Origin of the sequence: Acetobacter persici, assembly GCF_018256955.1 — a bacterium.
GTDB lineage: Bacteria > Pseudomonadota > Alphaproteobacteria > Acetobacterales > Acetobacteraceae > Acetobacter > Acetobacter persici.
In genome coordinates this window covers 220,266-243,980 of sequence record NZ_JAERKU010000001.1, presented here as the reverse complement: position 1 = coordinate 243,980, position 23,715 = coordinate 220,266, and the positions used below count along the sequence as shown (strand labels likewise).

At 60.4% G+C, this 23,715-nt stretch carries 19 protein-coding genes and 1 tRNA gene; 12 read left to right on the top strand and 8 right to left on the bottom strand.

The features are described from left to right. Positions 1–210 precede the first annotated feature (210 nt). Positions 211–297, bottom strand: a tRNA-Leu gene (locus JK199_RS01105). Then, a complete protein-coding gene (locus JK199_RS01100; RefSeq protein WP_212373149.1) occupies positions 298–477 on the bottom strand; it encodes a hypothetical protein in 180 nt (59 codons plus the stop codon). 129 nt (positions 478–606) lie between these two features. On the opposite strand from JK199_RS01100, the gene JK199_RS01095 reads away from it, so the two are divergent. The 5 genes from JK199_RS01095 to JK199_RS01075 all read left to right on the top strand — a co-directional run bounded on the left by JK199_RS01095 (position 607) and on the right by JK199_RS01075 (position 11,163). Further along, positions 607–1,560 (top strand): complex I NDUFA9 subunit family protein, encoded by a 954-nt coding sequence (locus tag JK199_RS01095; protein WP_212373146.1) that lies wholly within the window; start codon positions 607–609, stop codon positions 1,558–1,560. 195 nt (positions 1,561–1,755) lie between these two features. Beyond that, positions 1,756–3,204, top strand: a complete 1,449-nt coding sequence (locus JK199_RS01090) for an NAD(P)-dependent oxidoreductase (protein ID WP_212373144.1) — start codon at positions 1,756–1,758, stop codon at positions 3,202–3,204. Continuing rightward, positions 3,204–7,760: a glutamate synthase large subunit gene (gene gltB, locus JK199_RS01085; protein WP_212373139.1), complete on the top strand. Its 4,557-nt coding sequence runs from the start codon at positions 3,204–3,206 to the stop codon at positions 7,758–7,760. Before JK199_RS01090 ends, gltB begins: the two co-directional genes overlap by 1 nt. Positions 7,761–7,934: 174 nt before the next feature. After that, entirely contained in the window at positions 7,935–9,800 is a 1,866-nt protein-coding gene (locus JK199_RS01080; protein ID WP_244984788.1) for a M3 family oligoendopeptidase, read from the top strand. Position 9,801: 1 nt separating this feature from the next. Continuing rightward, complete coding sequence (locus JK199_RS01075; protein WP_212373135.1) at positions 9,802–11,163, top strand: ABC1 kinase family protein; 1,362 nt, start codon at positions 9,802–9,804, stop codon at positions 11,161–11,163. A 125-nt stretch (positions 11,164–11,288) separates the two neighbouring features. On the opposite strand, the gene JK199_RS01070 is transcribed toward JK199_RS01075, so the two are convergent. Further along, a complete protein-coding gene (locus tag JK199_RS01070) occupies positions 11,289–11,879 on the bottom strand; it encodes a hypothetical protein (protein WP_035374522.1) in 591 nt (196 codons plus the stop codon). Between the two features lie 241 nt (positions 11,880–12,120). On the opposite strand from JK199_RS01070, the gene ispH reads away from it, so the two are divergent. The 6 genes from ispH to JK199_RS01040 all read left to right on the top strand — a co-directional run bounded on the left by ispH (position 12,121) and on the right by JK199_RS01040 (position 17,322). Then, a complete protein-coding gene (gene ispH, locus JK199_RS01065) occupies positions 12,121–13,122 on the top strand; it encodes a 4-hydroxy-3-methylbut-2-enyl diphosphate reductase (RefSeq protein ID WP_025828496.1) in 1,002 nt (333 codons plus the stop codon). A gap of 15 nt (positions 13,123–13,137) precedes the next feature. Continuing rightward, positions 13,138–14,112, top strand: a complete 975-nt coding sequence (locus JK199_RS01060; protein WP_212373133.1) for a homoserine kinase — start codon at positions 13,138–13,140, stop codon at positions 14,110–14,112. Then, positions 14,096–14,611 (top strand): ribonuclease HI, encoded by a 516-nt coding sequence (gene rnhA, locus JK199_RS01055; RefSeq protein WP_212373132.1) that lies wholly within the window; start codon positions 14,096–14,098, stop codon positions 14,609–14,611. Before JK199_RS01060 ends, rnhA begins: the two co-directional genes overlap by 17 nt. Before the next feature lie 35 nt (positions 14,612–14,646). Beyond that, on the top strand, positions 14,647–15,216 hold the full coding sequence (locus tag JK199_RS01050) for an RBBP9/YdeN family alpha/beta hydrolase (protein WP_212373127.1): 570 nt from the start codon (positions 14,647–14,649) through the stop codon (positions 15,214–15,216). Between the two features lie 47 nt (positions 15,217–15,263). After that, positions 15,264–15,776 (top strand): peptide deformylase, encoded by a 513-nt coding sequence (locus JK199_RS01045; protein WP_212373126.1) that lies wholly within the window; start codon positions 15,264–15,266, stop codon positions 15,774–15,776. A 73-nt stretch (positions 15,777–15,849) separates the two neighbouring features. Then, on the top strand, positions 15,850–17,322 hold the full coding sequence (locus JK199_RS01040) for a hypothetical protein (protein ID WP_212373120.1): 1,473 nt from the start codon (positions 15,850–15,852) through the stop codon (positions 17,320–17,322). 268 nt (positions 17,323–17,590) lie between these two features. Here JK199_RS01040 and JK199_RS01035 read toward each other — a convergent pair whose 3' ends face one another. The 5 genes from JK199_RS01035 to JK199_RS01015 form a co-directional block, all read right to left on the bottom strand. Continuing rightward, entirely contained in the window at positions 17,591–18,571 is a 981-nt protein-coding gene (locus JK199_RS01035) for a peptidoglycan -binding protein (protein WP_025829607.1), read from the bottom strand. 2 nt (positions 18,572–18,573) lie between these two features. After that, positions 18,574–19,626 carry a flagellar motor protein MotA gene (locus JK199_RS01030; protein WP_077931251.1) on the bottom strand — a complete coding sequence of 351 codons (1,053 nt, stop codon included), beginning with the start codon at positions 19,624–19,626 and terminating at the stop codon, positions 18,574–18,576. Positions 19,627–19,658: 32 nt separating this feature from the next. Continuing rightward, complete coding sequence (locus JK199_RS01025; protein WP_212373119.1) at positions 19,659–20,528, bottom strand: OmpA family protein; 870 nt, start codon at positions 20,526–20,528, stop codon at positions 19,659–19,661. A gap of 134 nt (positions 20,529–20,662) precedes the next feature. Next, positions 20,663–21,493, bottom strand: coding sequence for an NAD kinase (locus tag JK199_RS01020; RefSeq protein WP_408742317.1), 831 nt, complete (start codon positions 21,491–21,493; stop codon positions 20,663–20,665). A 48-nt stretch (positions 21,494–21,541) separates the two neighbouring features. Beyond that, positions 21,542–22,768 (bottom strand): glycosyltransferase family 4 protein, encoded by a 1,227-nt coding sequence (locus JK199_RS01015; protein WP_212373114.1) that lies wholly within the window; start codon positions 22,766–22,768, stop codon positions 21,542–21,544. A gap of 107 nt (positions 22,769–22,875) precedes the next feature. On the opposite strand from JK199_RS01015, the gene JK199_RS01010 reads away from it, so the two are divergent. Then, positions 22,876–23,715 (top strand): tetratricopeptide repeat protein, encoded by an 840-nt coding sequence (locus JK199_RS01010; RefSeq protein WP_244984787.1) that lies wholly within the window; start codon positions 22,876–22,878, stop codon positions 23,713–23,715.

Below are 23,715 nucleotides of genomic sequence, written 5' to 3'. Positions count from 1 at the left end.
GCGCGCGCAGGTCTTTTTTAGGGGAGGCAGATTTAAGGTAGCCAGAAACGGGCAGGATTTAACCGTGCTGTTTCTCGCACATGTTGTTCTGCTGTGGCTGCAAAATGGAAAGAGGGGAGAGGCTACTCTCATCACGCCTCATGCCGGAAGCATGGAGGGGATGAAGAGCAGTAGATACAAAAAAACCGCAGCAAGCTGCGGTTTTTTTTTTGGTGCCCAGAAGAAGACTCGAACTTCCACGACCTTGCGGCCACAGATACCTGAAACCTGCGCGTCTACCAATTCCGCCATCTGGGCTCAGAAGGCAACCGGGTCACCCCGGCTGGTGAAGGGGTATTTAGCTTGGCCCATGACCCCCGTCAACGGGGAAAATACATTTTTCTGCGGTTTTGTTTCTTTTTCATGACGGGCGCAGGGTTGTGCCCCATAAGGCCGCGGAAAACCGCCATTTTTGTGGAGTTGAGCGGTATTTTTCATGCAAATCACGTCGCCAGATACGGCTGCTGACCTATTTGTGCGCACCCGGCATCCGGAAAAGGGGCGTAGACTGCGCGCAGGTTACCCGCAGACGGTGGGCCGGAGAGCAGACAGGAGTGAAAAGAACCCATGAGTGAGCAGAAGATCGCGACAGTGTTCGGCGGTGGGGGTTTTGTCGGGCGCTATGTTGTCCAGCAACTGGCCGAGGCGGGGTATCGGGTTCGCATTGCCTGCCGTCGGCCGGACAAGGCGGCTGTGCTGCGGGTTTTGGGGAATGTCGGGCAGATTGCCCCGTTTTATGCCTCAGTGCTGGATGATGCGTCGGTCGCCTGTGTGGTGGAAGGCGCGTCAGTGGTGGTTAATCTGGCGGCTGTGCTGGGGGATGCGTCCGGGCAGGGGCTTGAAGCCGTTAATGTTCAGGGTGTGGGTCGTGTCGCGCGGTTGTCCGCTCAGGCGGGTGTTTCCACATTCGTGCAGATGTCTGCGCTGGGGGCCTCTCATACCGCTCCGTCAGCTTATGGGCGGAGTCGTGCGGCCGGGGAGGACGCAGTAAGAGCGGCCATCCCGCAGGCCTCCATTATCCGTCCTTCCGTTATTTTCGGGCCGGAAGACCAGTTTTTCAATATGTTCGCCATGCTGGCGCGTTATCTGCCGGTTCTGCCTGTTTATGGGGCCCGCACCCGCCTGCAGCCCGTGTATGTGGGGGATGTTGCGCAGGTCGTGGCGCGGCTGGTGGAAGACCCTTCTCTGGCGGGCCGGGAATGGGCACTTGGCGGCCCGGATATTCTGACCATGAAGCAGATTTACCAGTGGGTCCTGCACACAACGCAGCGTTCGCGCCCGCTTTTTGAGGTTCCCCCGGCGCTGGCGCGAATTCAGGCCGCCATTTTTGAACGTCTACCGGGTCATATTCTCACGCGCGACCAGCTCCTGATGTTGTCTCAGGATAATATTGTGCCGCCCGGTCAGCCGGGCTTTGCGGAACTGGGAGTGACTGCGCAGAGTATTGATGCCGTGGTGCCGTTCTACCTGACCCGGTATCGGGCCGGAGGAGGGCGTTCTGGGATTCGTGTTGAAAAATAAGGACTTAACAATAAAAGGGTCCGAAATAGATCATATTTATCGCGGATTTTTCACCACCTTCTCTTTCGAAAATTGGAAAAATGCAGAAAGGGCAGCAATGCTGTCTTTTCAGGATACTGTGTAAGACGCTACCTCATTTCTGCTTGTTTGGGGCGAGGTCTGTCTGACGCGCGCCCTGTCTCCGGGGATCGCCTTATGACCACACCCATGCTGAAATTTGTCTCTGTTGCTCAGAAACAGCCCGATAAGCGCACGGCTCAGGCGCGCCGGGCTGATTTTGATGAGATTTATGAGGACTTCGCACCAGCGGCTGCGGGTGTGCAGGCCAGCCGGTGTTCTCAGTGTGGTGTGCCGTTCTGCTCCGTCCATTGCCCGCTGGGGAATAACATCCCCGACTGGCTGATGCTGACGGCGGAAGGGCGGCTGGAAGAAGCTTATGAAGTCTCTTCCGCAACCAATACCTTCCCGGAAATCTGTGGCCGTATCTGCCCGCAGGACCGCCTGTGTGAAGGCAACTGCGTCATTGAGCCGGGGTTTGAGAGCGTCACCATCGGGGCCGTTGAGCGTTATATTACGGACACCGCTTTTGAGAATAACTGGGTCAAGCCGACGCGCCCGGTGCGGGAACGCGCTGAGAGCGTCGGGATTATCGGCGCTGGTCCGGGCGGTCTGGCTGCGGCGGAACGTCTGCGGGCCTCAGGCTATCAGGTCCATGTGTATGACCGGTATGACCGCGTGGGTGGCCTGCTGGTTTATGGCATTCCCGGCTTTAAGCTGGAGAAGGATATCGTGGCCCGCCGCCATGCGCTGCTGGAAGAAAGCGGCGTGGTGTTCCATCTGGGGCAGGGTGTTGGCAGTGGTAAAGGAGAGCTTTCCTTCGCGGAGCTGCGCACCCGCCATCAGGCTGTTCTGATTGCAACAGGTGTCTATAAATCCCGCGAGATTGGTGGGCCGGGTGCCGGTCTGGCCGGAATTGAGCGCGCACTGGATTACCTGACGGCCTCCAATCGTCGCTCTCTGGGTGATACGTTGCCGGATGATGCACTGGCACTGGATGCTAAAGGCAAAAATGTTGTGGTGCTGGGCGGTGGGGATACCGCCATGGATTGCGTCCGCACCGCTATTCGTCAGGGCGCAAAATCCGTGAAGTGCCTGTATCGGCGGGATAAAGCCAACATGCCGGGGTCCGCGCGGGAAGTTAAAAACGCGGAAGAGGAAGGTGTGGACTTTGTCTGGCTGTCTGCCCCGGAAGCTTTTCTGGGCGATGATCATGTCACAGGTGTACGCGCTACCCGCATGAAGCTGGGCCTGCCCGATGCGACAGGCCGCCAGTCAGTCGAGCCGCTGGAGGGCAGTTCCTTCACACTGGACGCGGATCTGGTGATCAAGGCTCTGGGGTTTGACCCGGAACCGCTGCCCCAGTTGTGGGGCGAGCCTGATCTGGCCGTCTCCCGCTGGGGCACGCTCAAAGTAGGGCATGACAGCTTTATGACCAGCCTGCCCGGCGTGTTTGCCGCCGGGGATATTGTGCGCGGGGCCAGTCTGGTGGTGTGGGCTATTCGCGATGGTCGGGATGCGGCGGAACGCATTCATCAATGGATTGAAACACACGCAACGGCGCAGACCGTGGCGGAGCAGGGATAATGGGTATGCAGAAGCATCCTGACACCACGCATGGTGAAAGCGCCAAAGAGTTTTTTGAAGCGTGGGACAACAATGTTGCCGCTCTGGACGGGCTGTATGACCCGGCGGATGAGCGGGATTCCTGTGGCGTTGGTCTGGTTGCCGCACTGGATGGCAAGCGCCGGCGTGACGTGGTGGAAGCCGGTATTGCGGCCCTGAAAGCCATCTGGCACCGCGGCGCTGTGGATGCCGATGGTAAAACGGGTGATGGTGCCGGGATCCATGTTGAAATTCCGCAGAAGTTCTTTGCCGATGCAATCACCAGCACCGGGGATCAGCCGGTAGAAGGAGCCCTGATTGCGGTTGGTCAGGTCTTCCTGCCCAAGACGGACCTTGTTGCGCAGGAACAGTGCCGCCAGATTATTGAGACGGAAATTCTGGCTTTTGGCTACGGAATCTACGGCTGGCGTCAGGTGCCGATTGATACGGCATGTATTGGTGAAAAAGCCAATGCTACGCGGCCGGAAATTGAACAGATCATGATCCGTAATCTGCCGGGCACGGCAGAGGATGCGTTTGAGCGTGATCTGTATGTCATCCGTCGGCGGATTGAAAAAGCGGCGATTGCAGCGCAGGTTGACCTGTATATCTGCTCTCTGTCCTGCCGCTCGATTATCTATAAAGGCATGTTTCTGGCCGAGCATCTGACGGAGTTTTATCCGGATCTTCTGGATGAGCGTTTTGTCAGCCGCTTTGCTATTTATCATCAGCGGTATTCTACAAACACTTTCCCGACATGGAAGCTGGCGCAGCCTTTCCGGCGTCTGGCGCATAATGGTGAAATCAACACCATTTCCGGCAACATCAACTGGATGAAAAGCCACGAAACACGGTTGTCTCACCCGGATCTTGACCCATGGATGAAGGACATCAAGCCGCTGGTGCAGGCAGGTGGGTCCGATACCGCGACGCTGGATAACGTGTTTGAACTGCTGACGTTTGCCGGGCGGGATGCACCTGCCGCCAAAGCCCTGATGATCCCCGCCAGCGTGGGCGGGAATTCTCTGATGAAGCAGTCCCACCGGGACATGTTTGCCTATTGCAACGCTGTTATGGAACCGTGGGACGGCCCGGCCGCCCTGTGCGCAACGGATGGCCGCTGGGTGGTCGCTGGTCTGGACCGCTCGGGCCTGCGTCCGCTGCGCTATACGGTGACAGATGATAATCTGCTGATTGTCGGCTCTGAAACCGGCATGGTGCGTGTGCCTGAAAGCAATGTTGCCAAACGCGGGCGGCTTGGGCCGGGTGATGTGATTGGCGTCGATCTTCAGGAAGCCCGCCTGTATGGCAATGAGGAACTACTAGATCTTCTGGCCTCCCGTCAGGATTTTTCTTCATGGGTAGGCGGTATTCAGAAAATCGGCTGCATCGTGCGTTCCGATGTGAAAGAGCCCGTTTTCTATCAGGGGGATGAACTGCGCCGCCGCCAGCTTGCCGTCGGCACGACGCTGGAAGAGCTGGAAGCCATTCTGCACCCGATGGTGGAGACCGGGAGCGAAGCGATTGGCTCCATGGGGGATGATACGCCGTTGGCGGTGCTGTCTCCGCGCTTCCGGGGTCTGTCACATTATTTCCGGCAGGGCTTTAGTCAGGTCACCAATCCGCCGATTGATTCCCTGCGCGAATCCCGCGTGATGAGCCTTGTGACCCGTCTGGGAAATCTGGGGAATATTCTCGATCAGTCCGCAGAGCAGTGTGAAATGCTGCAACTGCCCAGCCCGGTTCTGACATCGGGTGAATATGAGGCTCTGCGCGCCTTCTGCGGCACATCCGGGTGTCTGATTGACTGCTCCTTCCCGGCGAAGGAAGGCGAGGCTGGCCTGCGTGAAGCCATTGCCCGCATCCGGCGTGAGGCGGAAGAAAGTGTGCGCGGTGGCTGCACGCATGTCTTCCTGACGGATGAAAACCAGTCTCCGGACCGCGCGTACATCCCGATGATTCTGGCGACGGCGGCGGTCCATACGCATCTTGTCCGCAATTCTCTGCGCACCTTCACGTCTCTCAACGTGCGGGCGTCCACCACGCTGGATGTGCATTCCATCGCCGTGACCATCGGGGTGGGCGCGACGACGGTAAACCCGTATCTGGCGCAGGAATGTATTGCGGACCGGCATCGTCGCGGCCTGTTTGGCACCCTCAGCCTGCGTGAATGTATGGAGCGTTACCGCAAGGCGGTGGATAAAGGGCTGCTCAAGATCATGTCCAAAATGGGCATATCAATCGTGGCGTCTTACCGTGGCGGCTGTAACTTTGAGGCGGTGGGGCTTTCCCGCGCACTGACGGCAGAATTCTTCCCCGGTATGCCGTCCCGCATTTCCGGCATTGGTCTGCCCGGCATTGCCCGTAACGTGCTGACCTTCCATCAGGAAGCATGGGATTCCGCGTCTCTTGCTCTCCCTGTCGGTGGTTTTTACAAACTGCGCCGCAAGGGGGAACAGCATGCGTTTGATGGTACGCTGATCCATATGCTCCAGACCGCTGTGGCGAGTGACAGCTTTACCATCTACAAACGCTATGCCGATGCCGTGCGCGCCCAGCCGCCGGTGGCACTGCGTGATCTTCTGGACTTCCGGGAGGGTCGCACGCCCATTCCGGTGGAGGAAGTGGAAAGCATTACGCAGTTGCGGAAACGCCTGATCTCACCAGCAATTTCTCTTGGCGCACTCAGCCCGGAAGCGCATGAGACGCTGTCCATCGCCATGAACCGGATTGGCGCGAAGTCTGACTCTGGGGAGGGCGGGGAAGATCCGGAACGCGCAAAACCGCGCCCGAATGGCGATAATGCCTCTTCCGCCATCAAGCAGGTGGCCTCCGGCCGCTTTGGCGTGACGGCGCAGTATCTGAATGATTGCCGTGAGCTGGAAATCAAGGTGGCACAGGGTGCCAAACCGGGTGAGGGCGGCCAGTTGCCGGGCTTTAAAGTCACGGAACTGATTGCAAAGCTGCGTCATGCCACACCGGGTGTCACTCTCATTTCCCCGCCGCCGCATCACGATATTTATTCAATCGAGGATCTGGCGCAGCTCATTTATGATCTGAAACAGATCAACCCCGAGGCGACTGTGACCGTCAAACTGGTCGCACGCTCCGGCATCGGCACCATTGCGGCCGGTGTGGCGAAGGCGAAGGCCGATGCCATTCTGATTTCCGGCCATTCCGGTGGCACCGGGGCCAGTCCGCTAACATCTGTCAAATATGCGGGTCTGCCGTGGGAGCTGGGGCTGGCGGAAGCCCATCAGGTACTGATGCTCAACCGCCTGCGGCACCGCGTAAAGCTGCGCACGGATGGCGGTATCAAAACCGGGCGGGATGTGGTGATTGCCGCCATGCTGGGTGCGGAAGAGTTCGGGATTGGCACCGCTAGCCTTGTGGCGATGGGCTGCATCATGGTGCGCCAGTGCCACTCCAACACCTGTCCGGTGGGCGTGTGCTCGCAGGATGAGGCGATGCGCAAGAAGTTTGAAGGCACGCCGGAGAAGGTGATCAACCTGTTCTCCTTTATTGCGGAAGATGTGCGCAATATTCTGGCGTCTCTGGGCTTCCGGAGCCTGAATGAAGTGATCGGCCGGACTGATCTGCTGCGTCAGGTCTCTCGCGGTGCGGATTATCTGGATGATCTGGACCTCAACTCTTTGCTCTCACAGGCAGACCCGGGCCCGTATGCACGCTACTGCACACTGGAAGGCCGGAACGAGGTGCCGGACACGCTGGATGCGCAGATGATTAGCGATGCAAAGCCGCTGTTTGATCACGGCGAGAAAATGCAGCTGCATTACAATGTGCAGAACACGCAGCGTGCCATTGGCACCCGTATGTCCTCGCTCATTGTGCGCAAGTTTGGCATGACGACGCTGGCGCCGGGGCACCTCACGGTGCGTCTGCGTGGCTCAGCCGGGCAGTCTCTCGGGGCATTCGCCGTGCAGGGGCTGAAGCTGGAAGTGCTGGGGGATGCCAACGATTACGTCGGGAAGGGTCTCTCCGGTGCGACCATCACTGTGCGGCCTTCTCCGTCCTCCCGTCTGGTCAGCAACCAGAACGCCATTATCGGCAACACCGTGCTGTATGGCGCGACGGCAGGGGAACTCTATGCCGCAGGGCAGGCGGGTGAACGCTTTGCCGTGCGCAACTCCGGTGCGGTTGCCGTGGTGGAAGGCTGCGGGTCCAACGCCTGTGAATATATGACGGGCGGCACCGTGGTGGTGCTGGGTGAAATTGGGGACAATTTCGGCGCGGGCTTTACCGGCGGCATGGCGTTTGTGCTGGATGATGCCAACACGTTTGAAAAACGCGTTAATCCGGAGGCACTCCTCTGGGCCCGTGTGACAGAGGGCCGCTGGGCACAGGACCTGCGGCGTCTGGTCGAGCGGCATGTGGAAGAAACCGGCTCGCCTTACGCGACAAACCTGCTGCATAAATGGGACGATGTTCTGCCGCGCTTCTGGCAGATTGTGCCGAAGGACTATGCCCGCATCATCGGCTTTACTGTGCCGGAAGACGCACTGGCTCAGTCTGCCTGATCAGGCCTGTTTCTGAGCAGAGAATATCTGCTCAGAAACAGTATTCCAGAAGGCTGGCTTCTGTTTCCTCAGTGAGGGAAGGGGAGCGGCCTGCCGGGGGAGGCGTGACCTGCGCCTTATGTGAACCCCGATTGCGTTCACATGTACTCGCCTCATGATAAATTGCACGGTAGGATGCGGCTTATGAAACAGACAGCGCATTCTCACCGTTCGTCCCGGCTTCCGGCCTTTGCTGCGGAAGCGGGGGCTGTGGCCGCAACCAGTGCCGCGCCGGGGCAGGGGGCTTCCGCCCTTCCGCGCTGGGACCTCTCGGCTCTCTATAACAGTATGGAAGATCCCGCCATCACGCAGGATCTGGATCAGGCTGCGCAGCAGGCACAGGACTTTGCCGCCCGGTATCAGGGCAAGCTGGCCGGGCTGAGCGGGGCGGAGGTTGCCGAAGCGATCCGGGCCTGTGAGGCAATTGAGGAAACGCTGGGTAAAGCGGGGTCCTACGCCTCCCTGCTGTTTGCCGCGAATTCATCCGATCCGGCTATCAGCCGGTTCAGCCAGTCCATCAGTGAAAAGCTGACGGAAATTTCCACGCATCTTCTGTTCTTCACGCTGGAACTCAACCGGCTGGATGAGGCCGATCTGGCGCAGAAAATGCAGGACCCGGCGCTGGCGCACTGGAAGCCGTTTCTGGATGATACCCGTCTGTTCCGCCCGCATCAGCTCTCTGATGAGGTCGAGAAAGTTCTGCTGGAAAAATCCGTCACGGGTGCACAGTCCTGGTGCCGCCTGTTTGATGAAACGATTGCCGCCCTGCGCGTCACGCTGGATGGCACGGAAATGCCGGTTGGCGATGCGCTGAACCGCCTGTCCGATTCGGATCGCTCCGTGCGGGAAAAAGCCGGGAAGGCCGTTGGCAAGGTGTTTGGTGAGAATGTGCGGCTGTTTGCCCTCATTACCAATACATTAGCCAAGGACAAGGCCATTTCCGACGGGCTGCGCCATTACGCCCGCCCCACATCCTCCCGCAATCTGTCCAACATGGTGGAAGATGAGGTGGTGGATGCGCTGGTTTCCGCCGTGCGGGAAGATTATCCGCGTCTGGCGCACCGCTATTACGCCCTGAAGGCGCAGTGGATGGGGCTGGATAAGCTGGAACACTGGGACCGCAACGCCCCGCTGCCCGGTTGTGAAGACCGTAAAATCCCGTGGGACGAAGCAAAACAGATTGTGCAGAAAGCCTATGATGGCTTTGACCCGCGCATGGGCAAGGTGATCAACACCTTCCTGACGCATCCGTGGATTGATGTGCCGCCCGCACCGGGCAAGTCTCCGGGGGCGTTTGCGCACCCCACGGTGCCGTCCGCTCATCCGTTCATCCTGCTGAACTATCATGGCCGCACGCGCGATGTGATGACGCTGGCGCATGAGCTGGGGCATGGTGTGCATCAGGTTCTGGCGGCGAAGCAGGGGTATTTTCAGTCCAACACTCCGCTGACACTGGCTGAAACCGCGAGTGTGTTTGGGGAAATGCTGACCTTCCAGTCCCTGCTGGATGCCGAGACAGACCCGGCGCGCAAACGCACGCTGCTGGCTGGCAAGGTGGAGGATATGCTCAACACCGTGGTGCGCCAGATTGCGTTCTACGAGTTTGAAACCCGCGTGCATGATGAGCGGAAATCCGGTGAGCTTCTGCCCGAGCGGATTGGGGAAATCTGGCGACAGGTGCAGACAGAAAGTCTCGGTCCGGCCTTCAACTTCACGCCGGAATATGATGTGTTCTGGGCGTATATCCCGCACTTCATTCACTCGCCGTTCTATGTCTATGCCTATGCGTTTGGGGATTGTCTGGTGAATGCCCTGTATGGTGTGTTCAGTGAGGGCGCTCCGGGCTTTCAGGACAAATATATCGCCATGCTGGAAGCAGGCGGCACCAAACGGCACAGGGAATTGCTGGCGCCCTTCGGGCTGGATGCGTCTGACCCCGGCTTCTGGCGCAAGGGGCTGGATGTGATTTCCGGCTTTATTGACCAGCTGGAGCAGGCATAACATGGCGGAGCGGGATCTGGATAATACCGGCGTTTTTGGGGAACTGCGCCGGATGGTCCAGACAACCGGCACCGTGGGCGGCATTGCGGCCCGCCTTGCCGGGCACAAGATGGGCATCCGCTCTGGTGGGGCTTCTCACGCGGAAGATCTGAAGTCCATTCTCGGCGGCCTGAAAGGGCCGCTGATGAAGGCCGCACAGCTTCTTTCCACCATTCCCGGCGCACTGCCGGATGAATATGCGGAAGAACTCGCCCAGTTGCAGGCTAATGCGCCGCCTATGGGCTGGAACTTTGTGCGTCGCCGCATGACGGCGGAGCTGGGGGCTGGCTGGGAGAAGAATTTCCGCTCCTTCGGGCGGGAGGCCTCAGCCGCCGCAAGCCTCGGGCAGGTGCACAAAGCGGTGCTGACCGATGGCCGGCAGGTGGCGTGCAAGCTGCAATATCCGGACATGAATGCGGCAGTAGAAGCAGATCTGCGCCAGTTCCGGATGGCTATTGGTGTTTATCACCGGCTGGATAACGCCATCCGGCAGGATGATGTGGTGGAGGAACTGACCGAGCGCCTGCGTGAGGAACTGGATTACCTGCGTGAGGCCGCCAACATGCGCCTGTATCGCAGCGTTCTGGCAGACTGCCCGGAGGTGACGGTTCCTGCCCCGGTGGATGAACTCTGTACACGCCGCCTGCTGACCATGGAATGGGTCAATGGACGTGGCCTGAACGCGGTCATTCAGGCAGGCCTGACGGAAGAGCAGAAGCAGAGAATTGCCCGCACGCTGTTCCGTGCATGGTATGTGCCGCTCTATCAGTATGGTGTGGTGCACGGGGACCCCCATATGGGCAACTTCACCGTGCGGGACGATTACGGCCTGAATCTGCTGGACTTTGGGGCAATCCGTATTTTCAGCCCGGCCTTTATCAAGGGCAATCTTGATCTTTATCGCGCCTTGCAGACCAAAGATAAGGAGCTTGCCACGCAGGCTTACGCGGCGTGGGGCTTTAAAGATCTGACGCCGGACAAGGTCGATGTGCTGAATGAGTGGGCCGGGTTCCTGTATGAACCGCTGATGGATAACCGCGTGCGGTATATTCAGGAAGGCAACAACCCCAATCAGGGCCGGGAAATCCTGACCCGCGTGCATGAGGGCCTGCAACGCACCGGGGGCGTCCGTCTGCCGCGTGAATTTGTGCTGGTGGACCGCTCGGCTGTGGGGCTTGGGTCTGTCTTTATGCGGCTGAAAGTGAAAATGAACTGGTACGAACTCTTCCATGAGATCGTGCAGGAGTTTGACGAGGCTGCTCTGGCAGCCCGCCAGAAAGCGGCGGTGGACGCAGCCTGCTTTCCGACAACGCCTGCGAGCTAACAAGCGAGCAGAGCGCCAGGGGCTCCCGTAATCCTGCCTCACGCCTTACCCCCGCAGGGAATGTGTGAGGCAGGGGCGGCCCCCCCTGCCTCTGGTCGGAGGCGGGAGGCAGGTCTTTCAGGGGTTTAGTACGCCTGATAGTCCACTTTTTTCAGGTGCTTTTCATTATAATCAAGCTGGTCCTGCGTAAGCTGAAAGCCCACTTCAAACCGGTAATCCGAATCCGTGTTCTTGGGCGGAATGGGCAGATCAACCGTGACGACCTTGCTGTCACTCGTGATGCTGGAGAGGTTGGCCGGGAACTGGAATGTGTGTTTGAACACATGCTTGTTCACAATCTTATCTCCATGCAGCACGGCGATAAACCACGGCAGCGTAACGGTGCTGCCTGCCGCTGCGGGGCCGTGACTGACCACAAAGCGCAGCGCGATTCGGGTTTTCAGGTCCTTCGGACCGGCCGCCAGACAGTCCCCCTGCAACTTCAGAATGCTGGCCTTTGTAATCAGGTGCGGGAAGGTCGCGGTCTTGCCGTCATACAGATAATAATCCGCGGCTTCCGGCGGAATATGCGTCAGCGGGCAGGACGGCGCGAAGGATATGGAGGCACTTTCCTCATCCCCGCAGCCACCAAGGGTGGTCAGCAGGCCAAGAGCCGCAAGACCTGACACCGCAAAGCGGGGCAGCAGACGGCATGGACGAGAAAGGTCTTGGGACATGTGCAAATCCGGAATTATCGGTTAGAGGGGGTTGAACAGATAAAAAACAAGCAAAATAGAACATCAAGCAGGGGTGTGCTGGCCACCATGCCGGAAAACGGGTTGCATCACCACCTCGGTTTGCGTAGGCCATGGCCACGGTGACCGAGACCTGCTCAGGGTTTCGGGCATAGCCTACCTTACTTAATGCTTCTTAGTAGCTGTTTTTTCTATACCGTCCGCCGCAAGTTTGGGGAACACCATGCCCGATCAAACACCGTCTGTTGCCACACAGGAGCCTGCACAGGCTTCTCATGGCAGGTCTCTCAAGGTTCTTCTCGCTGGTCCGCGTGGGTTCTGCGCCGGGGTAGACCGCGCAATCCGCGTGGTGGAAGAAGCCATCCGCCGCTACGGCGCACCTGTTTATGTGCGTCATGAAATTGTCCACAACCGGACGGTGGTGGAAGCGCTGGAAGCGCAGGGCGCCATTTTTGTCGAGGAACTGGATGAAGTTCCGGCCGATGGCCATGTTGTGTTTTCCGCCCACGGCGTGCCCAAGACGGTGCCCGCGGAGGCAGAACGCCGTAACCTGCTGTATCTGGATGCAACCTGCCCTCTGGTGTCCAAGGTGCACCGTGAGGCTGAGCGTCATTTTGCCGGGGGTGGCCCGGAAAGCCGCCATATCCTGATGATCGGCCATGCCGGGCACCCGGAAGTGGTGGGGACCATGGGGCAGTTGCCTCCCGGTGCGGTCACGCTGATCAATGATGCGGAAGAAGCCCGCACCGTGCAGCCTGCTGATCCGGCCCGTCTGGCGTTTATCACGCAGACCACGCTCTCCGTTGATGATACGGCGGAAATTGTGGACATCCTGCGTGAGCGCTTTCCGCTGATTGAAGGGCCGAAGCGCGAGGATATCTGCTACGCCACAACCAACCGTCAGGAAGCCGTGAAGGCCATTGCGCCGGAATGTGATCTGGTGATTGTGATTGGCTCACCCAACTCCTCCAACTCCCAGCGTCTGCGGGAAGTGGCTGAGCGCTCCGGTGCCGCGCGCGCTCTGCTGGTGCAGCGTCTGGATGCGCTGGACTGGTCCGTGCTGGACGGTGTGAACACGCTGGGCATTACCGCCGGGGCCTCCGCGCCGGAAGCTCTGGTGCAGGAAATGGTGGCCGAAATGGCCAAGCGTTACACGCTGTGCATTGATGAACGCACGGTGAAGGAAGAAAACGTGATCTTCCGTCTGCCTGCTCCTCTGGGCTGAGGGCAGTCAGGCAGGATGGCTGTTTATACAGATGTGAGTGATGAGGCTCTTGAGGCTTTTCTAAGCGATTACGCCATCGGGAATCTGGTGGCGTTTCGCGGGATTGCCGAAGGGGTGGAAAACAGCAATTTCCAGCTGCGGACCACACAGGGGGATTTTATCCTCACGCTGTATGAAAAGCGCGTGAATGCGCAGGAACTTCCGTGGTTTCTGGGGCTGATGCAGCATCTGGCCGGGCAGGGCGTTTCCTGCCCGCAGCCTGTTGCCAGTAAGGCCGGGCAGACGCTTGGCACCCTCGCCGGGCGGCCCGCAGCCATTACGACCTTTCTGCCCGGTGTCTGGCCGCGCAAAATCCGGCAGGAGCATTGCCGCCCGCTCGGGCAGGCACTGGCCTGCCTGCATGAGGCCGGACGCAGCTATACACCCGTCCGCCCCAACGCTCTGGGGCCGGACGCATGGCAGCCTTTGCTGGATTCCTGCCGGGCAGGAGCGGATGCCGTGCATCCCGGCCTGCTGGCGGAACTGGATGAGGCATTTACGCATATTCTGCCGCACTGGCCGGGGCACGGCGCAAATGCTGCGCTGCCGCGCGGCCAGATCCACGCGGATCTGTTCCCGGATAATGTTTTCTTTTTGCAGAAGAGCGTTTCCGGCCTGATTGATTTTTATTTCGCCTGCACAGATTTTCTGGCGTACGACATCGCTATCTGCCTCAATGCTTGGTGCTTTGAAGGGGATGGGTCGTTTAACGTCACATTCGGGCGGCAACTCTTGCAGGGCTATGAATCCGTGCGCCCGCTGAGTGCTGAGGAACGGCAGGCTCTGCCCGTTCTGGCCCGAGGTGCGTCCATGCGCTTTTTGCTGACGCGCCTGTATGACTGGATCAACACACCCGCCGATGCGCTGGTAACCCCCAAAGACCCGCTGGATTACCTCAGGCGCCTGCGCTTCCATCTGGCAACGGAGACGGTTGATGGCTACGGATTCTGAAACCTCTCCCGCCCCGGAACAACAGGGGGAGCCGCAGCCTGAGGCACAGGTTGTGGAAATCTGGACCGACGGTGGCTCCCGCCCCAACCCCGGCCCCGGTGGCTGGGGTGTTCTGCTCCGCTTTAAGGGTGTTGAGCGGGAACTCTCTGGTGGCGAGGAAGCAACCACCAACAACCGTATGGAGCTGACCGCAGCAGCGGAGGCTCTGGAAGCCCTCAAACGCCCCTGCACCGTGCGCCTGCACACGGATAGCGAGTATGTGCGCAACGGCATTACCCGCTGGCACACCGGCTGGGTGCGCCGCAACTGGCGCAATGCCTCGGGTGATCCGGTTGCGAATATGGATTTATGGCGTCGCCTGCTGGAGGCCGCCAAACAGCATGATGTGTCCTGGCACTGGGTTAAAGGCCATTCCGGTGTGCCGGAAAATGAACGGGTGGATGAACTGGCGACCGAAGCCCGTAAAGCCGTGGAAGAGGCCATGAAAAACCCCGGCTGACGGGGGAGACGGCCAGAGAGTGTGAGCGGGAGCGGATGATGCCTGATTTCTCTTCAAAACAGTTCGTCATTGTTCATGGTTATATGGCCAGCCCCGAGGCGCACTGGTTCCCCTGGCTCAAGGCGCAGCTGGAGCAGGCCGGGGCTACGGTGCATGTGCCCGCTTTGCCATTCTCCCAGAACCCGGACCCCCAGCTCTGGGCTGAAACGCTTGAGACAGTTCTGCCGCATCTGAATGAGCGGACCGTGCTGATTGGCCATAGCCTCGGCTGTGTCACTCTGCTGCGGCATGTGCTGTCCCGGCCGGAAGGAGAGACCTTAGGAGGCTATGTGCTGGTCTCCGGGTTTGACCAGCCTCTTCAGACCCTGCTACAGCTAGATGCGTTTACGGCACGCCCGCTGGATTATGCGGACCTGCAACGCCGGGCCGCATTCCGGGCCTCTGTTTTTTCCGATAATGATCAGATCGTAGCCCCTCAGCTTTCTCGCGCTCTGGCGGCCGCGCTGGAGACCACGACGCTGGAAGTACCCGGAGGCGGGCATTTTCTGGGGCGCGAGGGATATGAGCAGTTTCCGGCCCTGCTGGATTTGCTGCGACAGGCCTGAGAGCGGCCTGTGTTGCGCGTTGTCACAAAAAAGGTCTGCTGTCTGCCATGACGATTTGCCCGATTGTCTGCTTCCCGGACCAGCGTTTGCGGCAGGTGGCCGCACCTGTCACGGTTTTTGATGCCGGTCTGGCAGCTCTGGCACAGGATATTCTGGAAAGTATGCGGGCCGCTCCGGGCATTGGCATGACGGGCCCCCATATTGGCGTGGGGCAGCGTATTGTGGTGCTGGAACTGCCGGACGCCGCGCGCCCACAGATCTACGTTAATCCGGAAATTCTCTGGATGTCGGACGACATGATCCGGCAGGAGGAGGGAAGTGTCTCCATGCCAGGGGTGACGGAGGATATTGAGCGGGCTGCGAAAGTCCGCGTGCAGTATCAGGATCTGGACGGGGTGACCCATGTGGAAGAGGCGGAGGGCCTGCGCGCTGCCTGCCACCAGCATGAAATTGACCAGCTTAATGGCCTGTTCTGGCTCCAGCGGTTATCTGGCCTTCGGCGTAGGCGCGTGATGGACCGTTATGAAAAATTGCAACGCCGCCAGAAGGAACTGCGGTAAAAGCCTGTCACACGGAGGTCGCCAGCCTTCACGCGCCGGGCGGTGTCGTCTCTGTTGTTTTGAAAGGTCCGGTGTGCCTGTCCGTATCAGGAAAACCAGTAAGACGCTTCTTGGCTATCTTGTCGCCTTTGTGGTGCTTTCGGCCTTTTATATGTCTCTGGCCGCAACTCTGCCGCTTAATTCGGACAGTGTGTCTGCTGTGCTGGAAGCACGGGATATTCTGCACGGCAATGTTCTGCTCCGGGGCTGGGATCTGTCCACAGAGCCCTATTATGTGACGGAAATTCTCCCTTATGTAGTGGCAGCCGGTCTCGCTGGCTGGCATCTGTCTTTCTACTATCTGGTGCCGGCCATGCTGCTGGCCGCCCTGGTGTTGCTGGCGTTCCGGTTGTATCAGGTGCTGGCTCCGGCAGGTGCGTGGTTTTGGCTGGTACTGGTGGCGGCCCCGACCGCGTTTGGGGTGCAGGTGTTGCTTATCCCCTGCATCCATATCGGCGCGTATATTGGTGTGCTGGCGTGCTGGCTGTTGATTTTTGCCCAGAAAAAGCAGGAAAGATCGGCCGTATGGGGGGTATTTGTTGGCCTGCTGGTTCTGTGCCTCGCCAGCGATGATATTATAAAATACGGCTTCATTCTGCCCGTTTTGGGCGCGCTTGCGGTGCTGAGTGTGCAAAAGCGTCGGCTGGAACAGGGCCGGTTGCTACTGTGCTTGCTGGTGTCTGTGGTGCTGGCAAATGGGCTTAAAACCGTGCTGACCCATAACGGCGCCTTTCATGTGCCGGGGTTATGGACGATGGCGTTCGCGGGGCAGGGGCGGATTGGGTATAACCTGTCTGTGCTGGTCTCTGGTGTGCTGCATTTTTTCGGCGCGTATTTTTTTGAAAAAGAGTTCTCCCTCCACGGGTCCGGATCAGAACTCTTCCATCTGGCTGTGCTGCTGCTGGCGCTGTGGGGCGTTGTGCGGATTGCCCGCAGCAAAACCATTCTGCCCGATGTGTTTGATTACGCGGCCTTGTTCTGTATCGGCCTTATGGTCGGCGCATTTACGTTTAGCCAGTTACCGATTGATGATGCCTCAACGCGGTATCTGGTGTTGCCTTATGTCATGATGGCGCTTCTGCTGGCCCGGCATACGGTTTTGCCCGCGGGCGGGCGGATGGTTGGACTGATCGGGGCGGCGGCTTATGCGCTGCTCAGCGTGCCTGCTCCTGTAGTGCATTTCTGGCAGACCAACCGGAATTTCCCGGTGAATATGGAACTGGCCCGCCTCGGGCTGAGGCAAGGGTTTGCACCGTACTGGAGTGCTGCGGTCAATACTCTGCCCAACCCGGTGCGGATTGCGCCTGTGGACTTTAGCGCGGAGATCAGGCCGTTTCATTTCCTGTCAAAACGGGACTGGTACACGCAAGGCGGCACTTTTTTCCTGTGTGATACCCCGGCTCAGGCCGCACAGGCGCAGGCGCGTTTTGGCGCAGCGCAACGTGTGGAGCCAGTGGACGGGCATGTTTTGCTTGTGTGGGATAAAACGCTGACGTTGGCGGATTAGTGCGGGGTTAGCCTAACCATAAGCCGGTCCGCTATCAGGCAAGGCAAAATGGCAGGACAAAATAAGCAGGCGGCGGGGCTCACTGAGTAGGGCCGGGGCAGAAATCTGTCCCCAACTCAGGAGAGACGAAGCGGAGGAACAGTTTTTCTTGAGTCTCTTCGTCCGCCTGCTTACCTAACCTGCCACCCTGCCACCCTGCCACCCTGCCACCCTGCCACCCTGCCAACACCTGTCTGTGTGCTGTCGGTTAAGTCTGTTTCGGCGCGTCTCAGCGGTCCGTCAGGCGGAATTCAATGCGGCGGTTGCGGGCATAGGCGGCGGCACTGCTTTCTGTATCCAGCGGCTGGTAATCAGCAAAGCCGGTGGCCGCCAGATGGTGTGGGTCAATCCCTTCCGCCACCAGCAGCTTGACCACCGTAATGGCGCGGGCGCTGGACAGTTCCCAGTTGCTGGGGAAGGCGGTGTGAATGGGCTGGCGGTCCGCATGGCCGTCCACACGCAAAATCCACGGGATATCGGCCGGGATGTGGCTGGTTACGCTTTTCAGAGTCTGCGCCAGCGTATGGATTTCTGACCGGCCTTCTGGCGAGAGGTCCGCGCTCCCCACCGGGAAGAGCACTTCGCTCTGGAACACAAAGCGATCCCCCACCACATGCACGCCCTTCTGGTTGTGCAGGATGTCCCTCAGGCGGCCAAAAAATTCGGAACGGTACCGGCTGAGCTGCCCTACCTTGTCCGCAAGAGCGGTGTTTAGTCTGGCGGACAGGTCACCAATGGTGGCGTCTTTGCTCTGCACGGTTTTCTGCGTCACATCCAGCGCCTGCGCGAGTGCCGCAAGGCGGGCGTTCAGGTCTGTCAGTTCATCATTCAGTTGTGTCACCCGTGTCTGGTCGGCAACGCTCAGGGCGCTGGCGGCCTGCGCGGCGCTGCGGGCGGCTTCAGCTTCAGCCGTGCGGGCAGAAAGCGCTTCGGTATCCTGCGTATGCTGGGCCTGAAGGCCGGTGACGCTGCTTTCCAGCGCATGCGCGCGGGCATGTTCCGTATCAAGCTGGCGGGAAAGCTCGGCAGTCTGGCCTTCCAGCTTTTCCAGCACATGTTCACGCCGGTTGAGGGCTGCGGAGAGCAGGGTCTGGCCCATGACAAACACCAGCAGCACAAAAATGACGACCATAAGCAATGTGGACAGCGCATCCACATAGCCGGGCCAGGCATCCAGCCCGGCGTGCAGCTTTCTGCGGCGGCGGGCCATGCTCAGGGTGCTTTCCGGTCGGCGGGTGCGGTCTCGGCGGTGGCGGCAACGGTGCGGGCCAGCAGGCGGAGGTCATTCCGCAGGTCCGCCGTCATGCGGGCGCGGCCTTCCTCAGTGTTCTGCACCAGAGTGTGCAGCAGGCGTTCAATATTATGCAGCGCTTCTGTCTGGCCGGAGGAGGCTTCCAGCTTGTCGGACAGCTTGCTGAGGATCGCACTTTCCCGCTCGCGACGGGCCTCACTTGTGCGCACCAGATTTTGCAGGGATTCCAGATTTTCAGCCGTTTGTTCCAGCAGGGCCTGAATATAGGCCGGAACGGAGGAAGAGCTTTCCACCCCGGATCCGGAGGGGGCACCAAAACGGGTCTGTTCGGCCAGCCATTCTTCCAGCTCGTTAAAAAAGCGGTTTTGTGCCTGCCCGGCCGTCAGATCCAGAAAGCCCAGCACCAGTGCGCTGGCCAGCCCAAACAGGGAGCCGGAAAACGCCGTGCTCATGCCATGCAGCGGTTTGGCCAGCCCGGTTTTAAGCTGCCCGAACATGGCATCCAGATCCCCCGCGCCGACGGACATGTTGGCGATCACATCCGCAATGGCCGCGACTGTCAGCAGCAGGCCATAAAACGTGCCGAGCAGGCCCAGAAAAATCAGCAGGCCGGTGAGATACCGTGAGACTTCCCGCCCTTCATCCAGCCGTCCGGAAATGGAGTCCAGCACGGCCTGCATGGCGGGGGTGGAGAGTGCTGCCGGGTTGCCGCGCTGGTCCGGACGGGTGCCGAGGGCTGTAGCCAGCGGGGCCAGCATCCGTGGCGGCGGCAGAGCAGCCAGACCCGTGCGGGACTGACGGATGGCGTCTACCCAGCCTACTTCCGGCAGAAGGCGGCGCACCATCAGGATATTCCACAGGATGCCGATGGCCAGAAGACCCAGAATCAGCCCATCAAGCAGGGGGTTGCTGAAAAAGGCGTCCCGCAGGGGCCGCCACAATGTTGCAGCGACAAGCGCCACACACACGAGAAACCCGATCATTCTGAAGAGATACTGTGTGGGGCGCGTCATTGGGTTCCGGTCCGGTTAGAAGAGGAAGGGCGTCAGGGTACAGCGTCTGACTGGTAAATATCTATATAATCCTGTCCGCCATTGGTGGCGGGGGCCTTGGGCAGGCCAATGACGCGCAGATAAATGCGCGTGGAGGCAATGCCGCCATTCATCAGCACGCTGCGGGCCGCAAGCCCGCGGGAGAGCGCCATACGGCGCGGCATGGAGGGATCATCCACAGCGCCGGAGCTGTAAGCGTCAATCAGCGCGCGCACATGGGGCTTTTCACTCAGAGCCTGCCCGAAAGCCAGAAGCGCCTGATGCGTTTCCGGGTTCAGCGTCGCGGCTCCGGCGGCAAAGGTAATCCGCACGCCGCCCGGAATGGTGGATACGCTGCCTGTGGCTTTTTCATCAATGGCGGGCTGCGCGGGCATGGGGAAGGGGTGGAGTTCCACATCCGGCGGGGCGGGGGTGAGTTGCGGCACCGGAGGCGGTGCCAGTGGAATGGTTGCCGGAGGCGCCGGGTGCGCGGGTTTGACAGGGCCAGCGGCTGGAGTTGCAGCAGTGCCAGTGCCAGTGCCAGTGCCAGTGCCAGTGCCAGTGCCAGTGCCAGTGCCAGTGCCAGTGCCAGCGTGCGTGGCAGGGGCATTGGGTGGGGTGGAAGACGCGCTCTGTGCAGCGGGTGCACCCGTCCCGGTGCCTGCTACCGCTGGCGTGGCCGGATGGGTCAGCGCAGGTTCCGTCGCGGGCTGTTTTACTGTCCGTTTTGGCGTCGGTTTTGCCTTGTGCGGAGCCGGATGCGGCGCGCTGTGGGCGGGTGTTGCCGGGGCCGCGGGCTTGCTGGCCAGCTTGTCCAGCGCCTGTGTGTTGGTGACAACCTGCGCGTGCGCCAGCGTGGTCGGTAGCAGCAGGAGGGCGCACAATCCTGTCAGACGGCGCGGTCGGAGATGAGCGTTGTGCATTGCGGGCAAGACTAAACCAGAAGAGGGACGGGGTGGAATGGCAGAACGCCTTTCACGATGATCTTTTATACGCCGGAAGGGGCGAATATGCGGCATCAGGCAGAAAACTGCTCTGCGGTAATGCGCTCGGAGAGTGTCTGGCCGGGATCAAACAGCACCGTGACGGCCAGCGTGCGGTCCTCATGGATCTGCACGGACACCACATCCCGGATTTCTATCGAATCTGCCACCGCCGCCACCGGGCGTTTTTCTGGCTCCAGAATGGTAAAGCCAACGCGTGCGGTGGACGGCAGCAGCGCGCCGCGCCAGCGCCGGGGCCGGAACGGGCAGATGGGGGTCAGCGGCAGCAGATTGCCCGAAAGCGGGACAATAGGGCCGTGGGCGGACAGATTATAGGCGGTGGACCCGGCGGGGGTGGAGAGCAGCGCACCATCACAGATCAGTTCGGGCATCCGCACCAGATCATCCACATCGACCCGGATTTTCGCGGCCTGACGGGTCTGGCGGAACAGGAAGACATCATTCAGGGCCAGTGCCTCATGCGTGTCACCCTGCATGGTGCGGGCTTTCATGCGCAGGGGGTGCAGGGTAGCGGCCTGTGTGGTGATCAGGCGCTGCGGAAGGCTGTCTTCCAGCATCGGGTTCATCAGAAACCCGACGGAGCCGCAGTTCATGCCATAAACCGGCACGGTCAGATTTTGCTCCAGCACCACGCGCAGCGTTTCCAGCATAAAGCCGTCGCCCCCAAGGCAGACAACGACGTCCGCGTCCCCCGGATGGCAGTTGCCATACTGGCGGGTCAGGCGGTCAAACTCATGCCGGGCGACATCGGTCGGCGCAGCCAGAAAGGCAATGCGTTCCGGCACGTCTGACAGCACGGGCGCAGCGGCTGCTGAGGGAGGCGGAAAGCTAGTCATGGCAGGCATCCCATGGCGGGCTGATGGCGGAAAAAGCGGGCGGGCAGGCCGCATTCCTTATCCTGCAATGGTCTGATCCTGAAAGAGGGTGGCCTCATTTTTATGGAGGTCGGCTTCATGCAGATGGGTGCCCAGTAGTTCATCATACACGCTCAGGGTGGCCTGCTGCATGGCGTGGGTGGTGTAGCGAGCCAGCACCGTGGCGCGGGCCGCCTCACCCATAGCATGCAGGCCTTCCTGCGGCGCATGCAGGACAGCGGCAAGTGTTTCGGCCAGAGCCTGCACATCCCCCGGCGGGACGCTCAGGCCCGTCATACCGTGCTGAACGGTTTCCAGCGCGGCGCCGTGAGCGGTTACAATCACGGGGCGGCACATGGCCTGTGCTTCCACCACCACACGGCCAAACGGTTCCGGCCGGAGCGAGGGGATGACAACCAGCGTCGCCAGCGCCATGGCCGCAGGCATATCCTGACAATGCCCGGCAAACCGAACCTGCTCTGTCAGCCCCAGTGTGCGGGCGTATGTCACAAGGTCTTCCGCATAGCGATTGCCGGGGGGGCAGGAGCCCACAAAAACACATATCCACGGTGTCTGCGGGGTGGTCTGCTTAACCCGCGCGAGGGCTTCCAGCAGAAAACGCTGGCCTTTCCATTCCGTCAGACGGCCGGGCATCAGAAGCACCGGCACCCCGGCGGGGATGCTCCAGCTTTCGCTCAGCCGGTGCACCCGCTGTCCACTGACGGCTTCCGGGCTGAACTGGGCGCTATCCGCCCCGCGCGGGATCACGCGCAGGCGGTCCGGCCCGACATGATACTCCTGCGCCAGCCGCTCGCCGATATGCTGGCTGATGGCAATTACGCGGTCTCCCGCAGCCAGCACGGCGTTATAGCGTTTTTTTCCGGGAAAATTATTGGCATGGACGCCATGCCATGTGGTGACAAACGGGGTGCCTGTGCGGGTGCAGGCCAGCCGCGCCACCCAGGCCGGGGCGCGGGAGCGGGCATGGACAAGGGCCACGTTATTCTGCCGGATAAAGCGCGCCAGTGTGCCTGCGTTCCGCAGGATGGAGACGGGGTTTTTGCTGCCGCAGCGGGGGAGCATATGGTGCTGCGCGCCCAGCCGCTCCAGCAAGGGCACCAGCCTGCCGCCCGCGCTCATAACCAGTGCGGTGCCACCGGCCTGCGTAATGGCATCGGCCATTTCCAGTGTGCCCCGTTCAACCCCGCCCTGTTCGAGTGCCGGAAGAATTTGCAGGATGACGGGGGAGGATGGCGTAATCGTCATATCTGGGCTGTTAGCATGGTTTTCCGGCAACAGACACTCTTCCACGCACCTGCGGTCGGGTGGTCTGACTTGACCACCCGGCCCGTATCCGCGTTATGGAAGAAAGAATGACGCATTTGTCTCTCTCTCTGCGGCCTGCTCCGGTGCGTTGCACGCCTTTTGTTGCAACAGTGGGGCTGGGCCTTCTGCTGGCTGGTGGCCCGGCCCGCGCGGCGACGCCTGCGGCGCATGGCGCAAAGGATGCCCGGCAGACATGGGCGCTTGCCGAGTGCATGAGCATGGTGGAGGAAGACCCCTTCGGCGCGCGGGATTACGCGCAGGACTGGCTGAAGCACGGCGGAGACCGCGAGGCCCGGCACTGCCATGCTCTGGCCCTGCTGGAACTGGGGGATGAACTGGACGCGGCGCAGGAACTGGATGATCTGGTACGCAAAGCCCCGGCCTCCGGCCCGGAAAGCTCCGCCAGTCTGCGAGCCGTCATGGCGGAAGAAGCGGCTGAAGCGTGGCTTTCAGCCGGGAATATTCCCGGTGCCTTAAATATTGTGGATTACGGCCTCTCTGTGCGCCCCGGTGATGTTTCTCTGCGTCTGGCCAAAGCGCGGGCGCTGCTTGAGCAGGGTAATGCCGGTGCTGTGGTGGCGGATCTGACCTCTCTGGTGGCGCGAGGGGCGGAAGCGCCCCCGGAAGCCTTTGTGCTGCTGGCCTCAGCGGAGCGGCGGCTGGGGCAACTGGATAAAGCGACCCAGCATATTACGCTGGCCTTACAGCGGATGCCGGAAAACGCCGCCGCCCTTCTGGAACGCGGGATTATCCGGGAGCAGGTTGGGGATGCCACGGGCGCGCAGGCGGACTGGCAACATGTGCTGGATGTTGCACCTGACAGCCACGAGGCTGACCGCGCCCGTCAGGATCTGGCTGTTCTGGCGGCTGACCCGGATTCGCCGTGA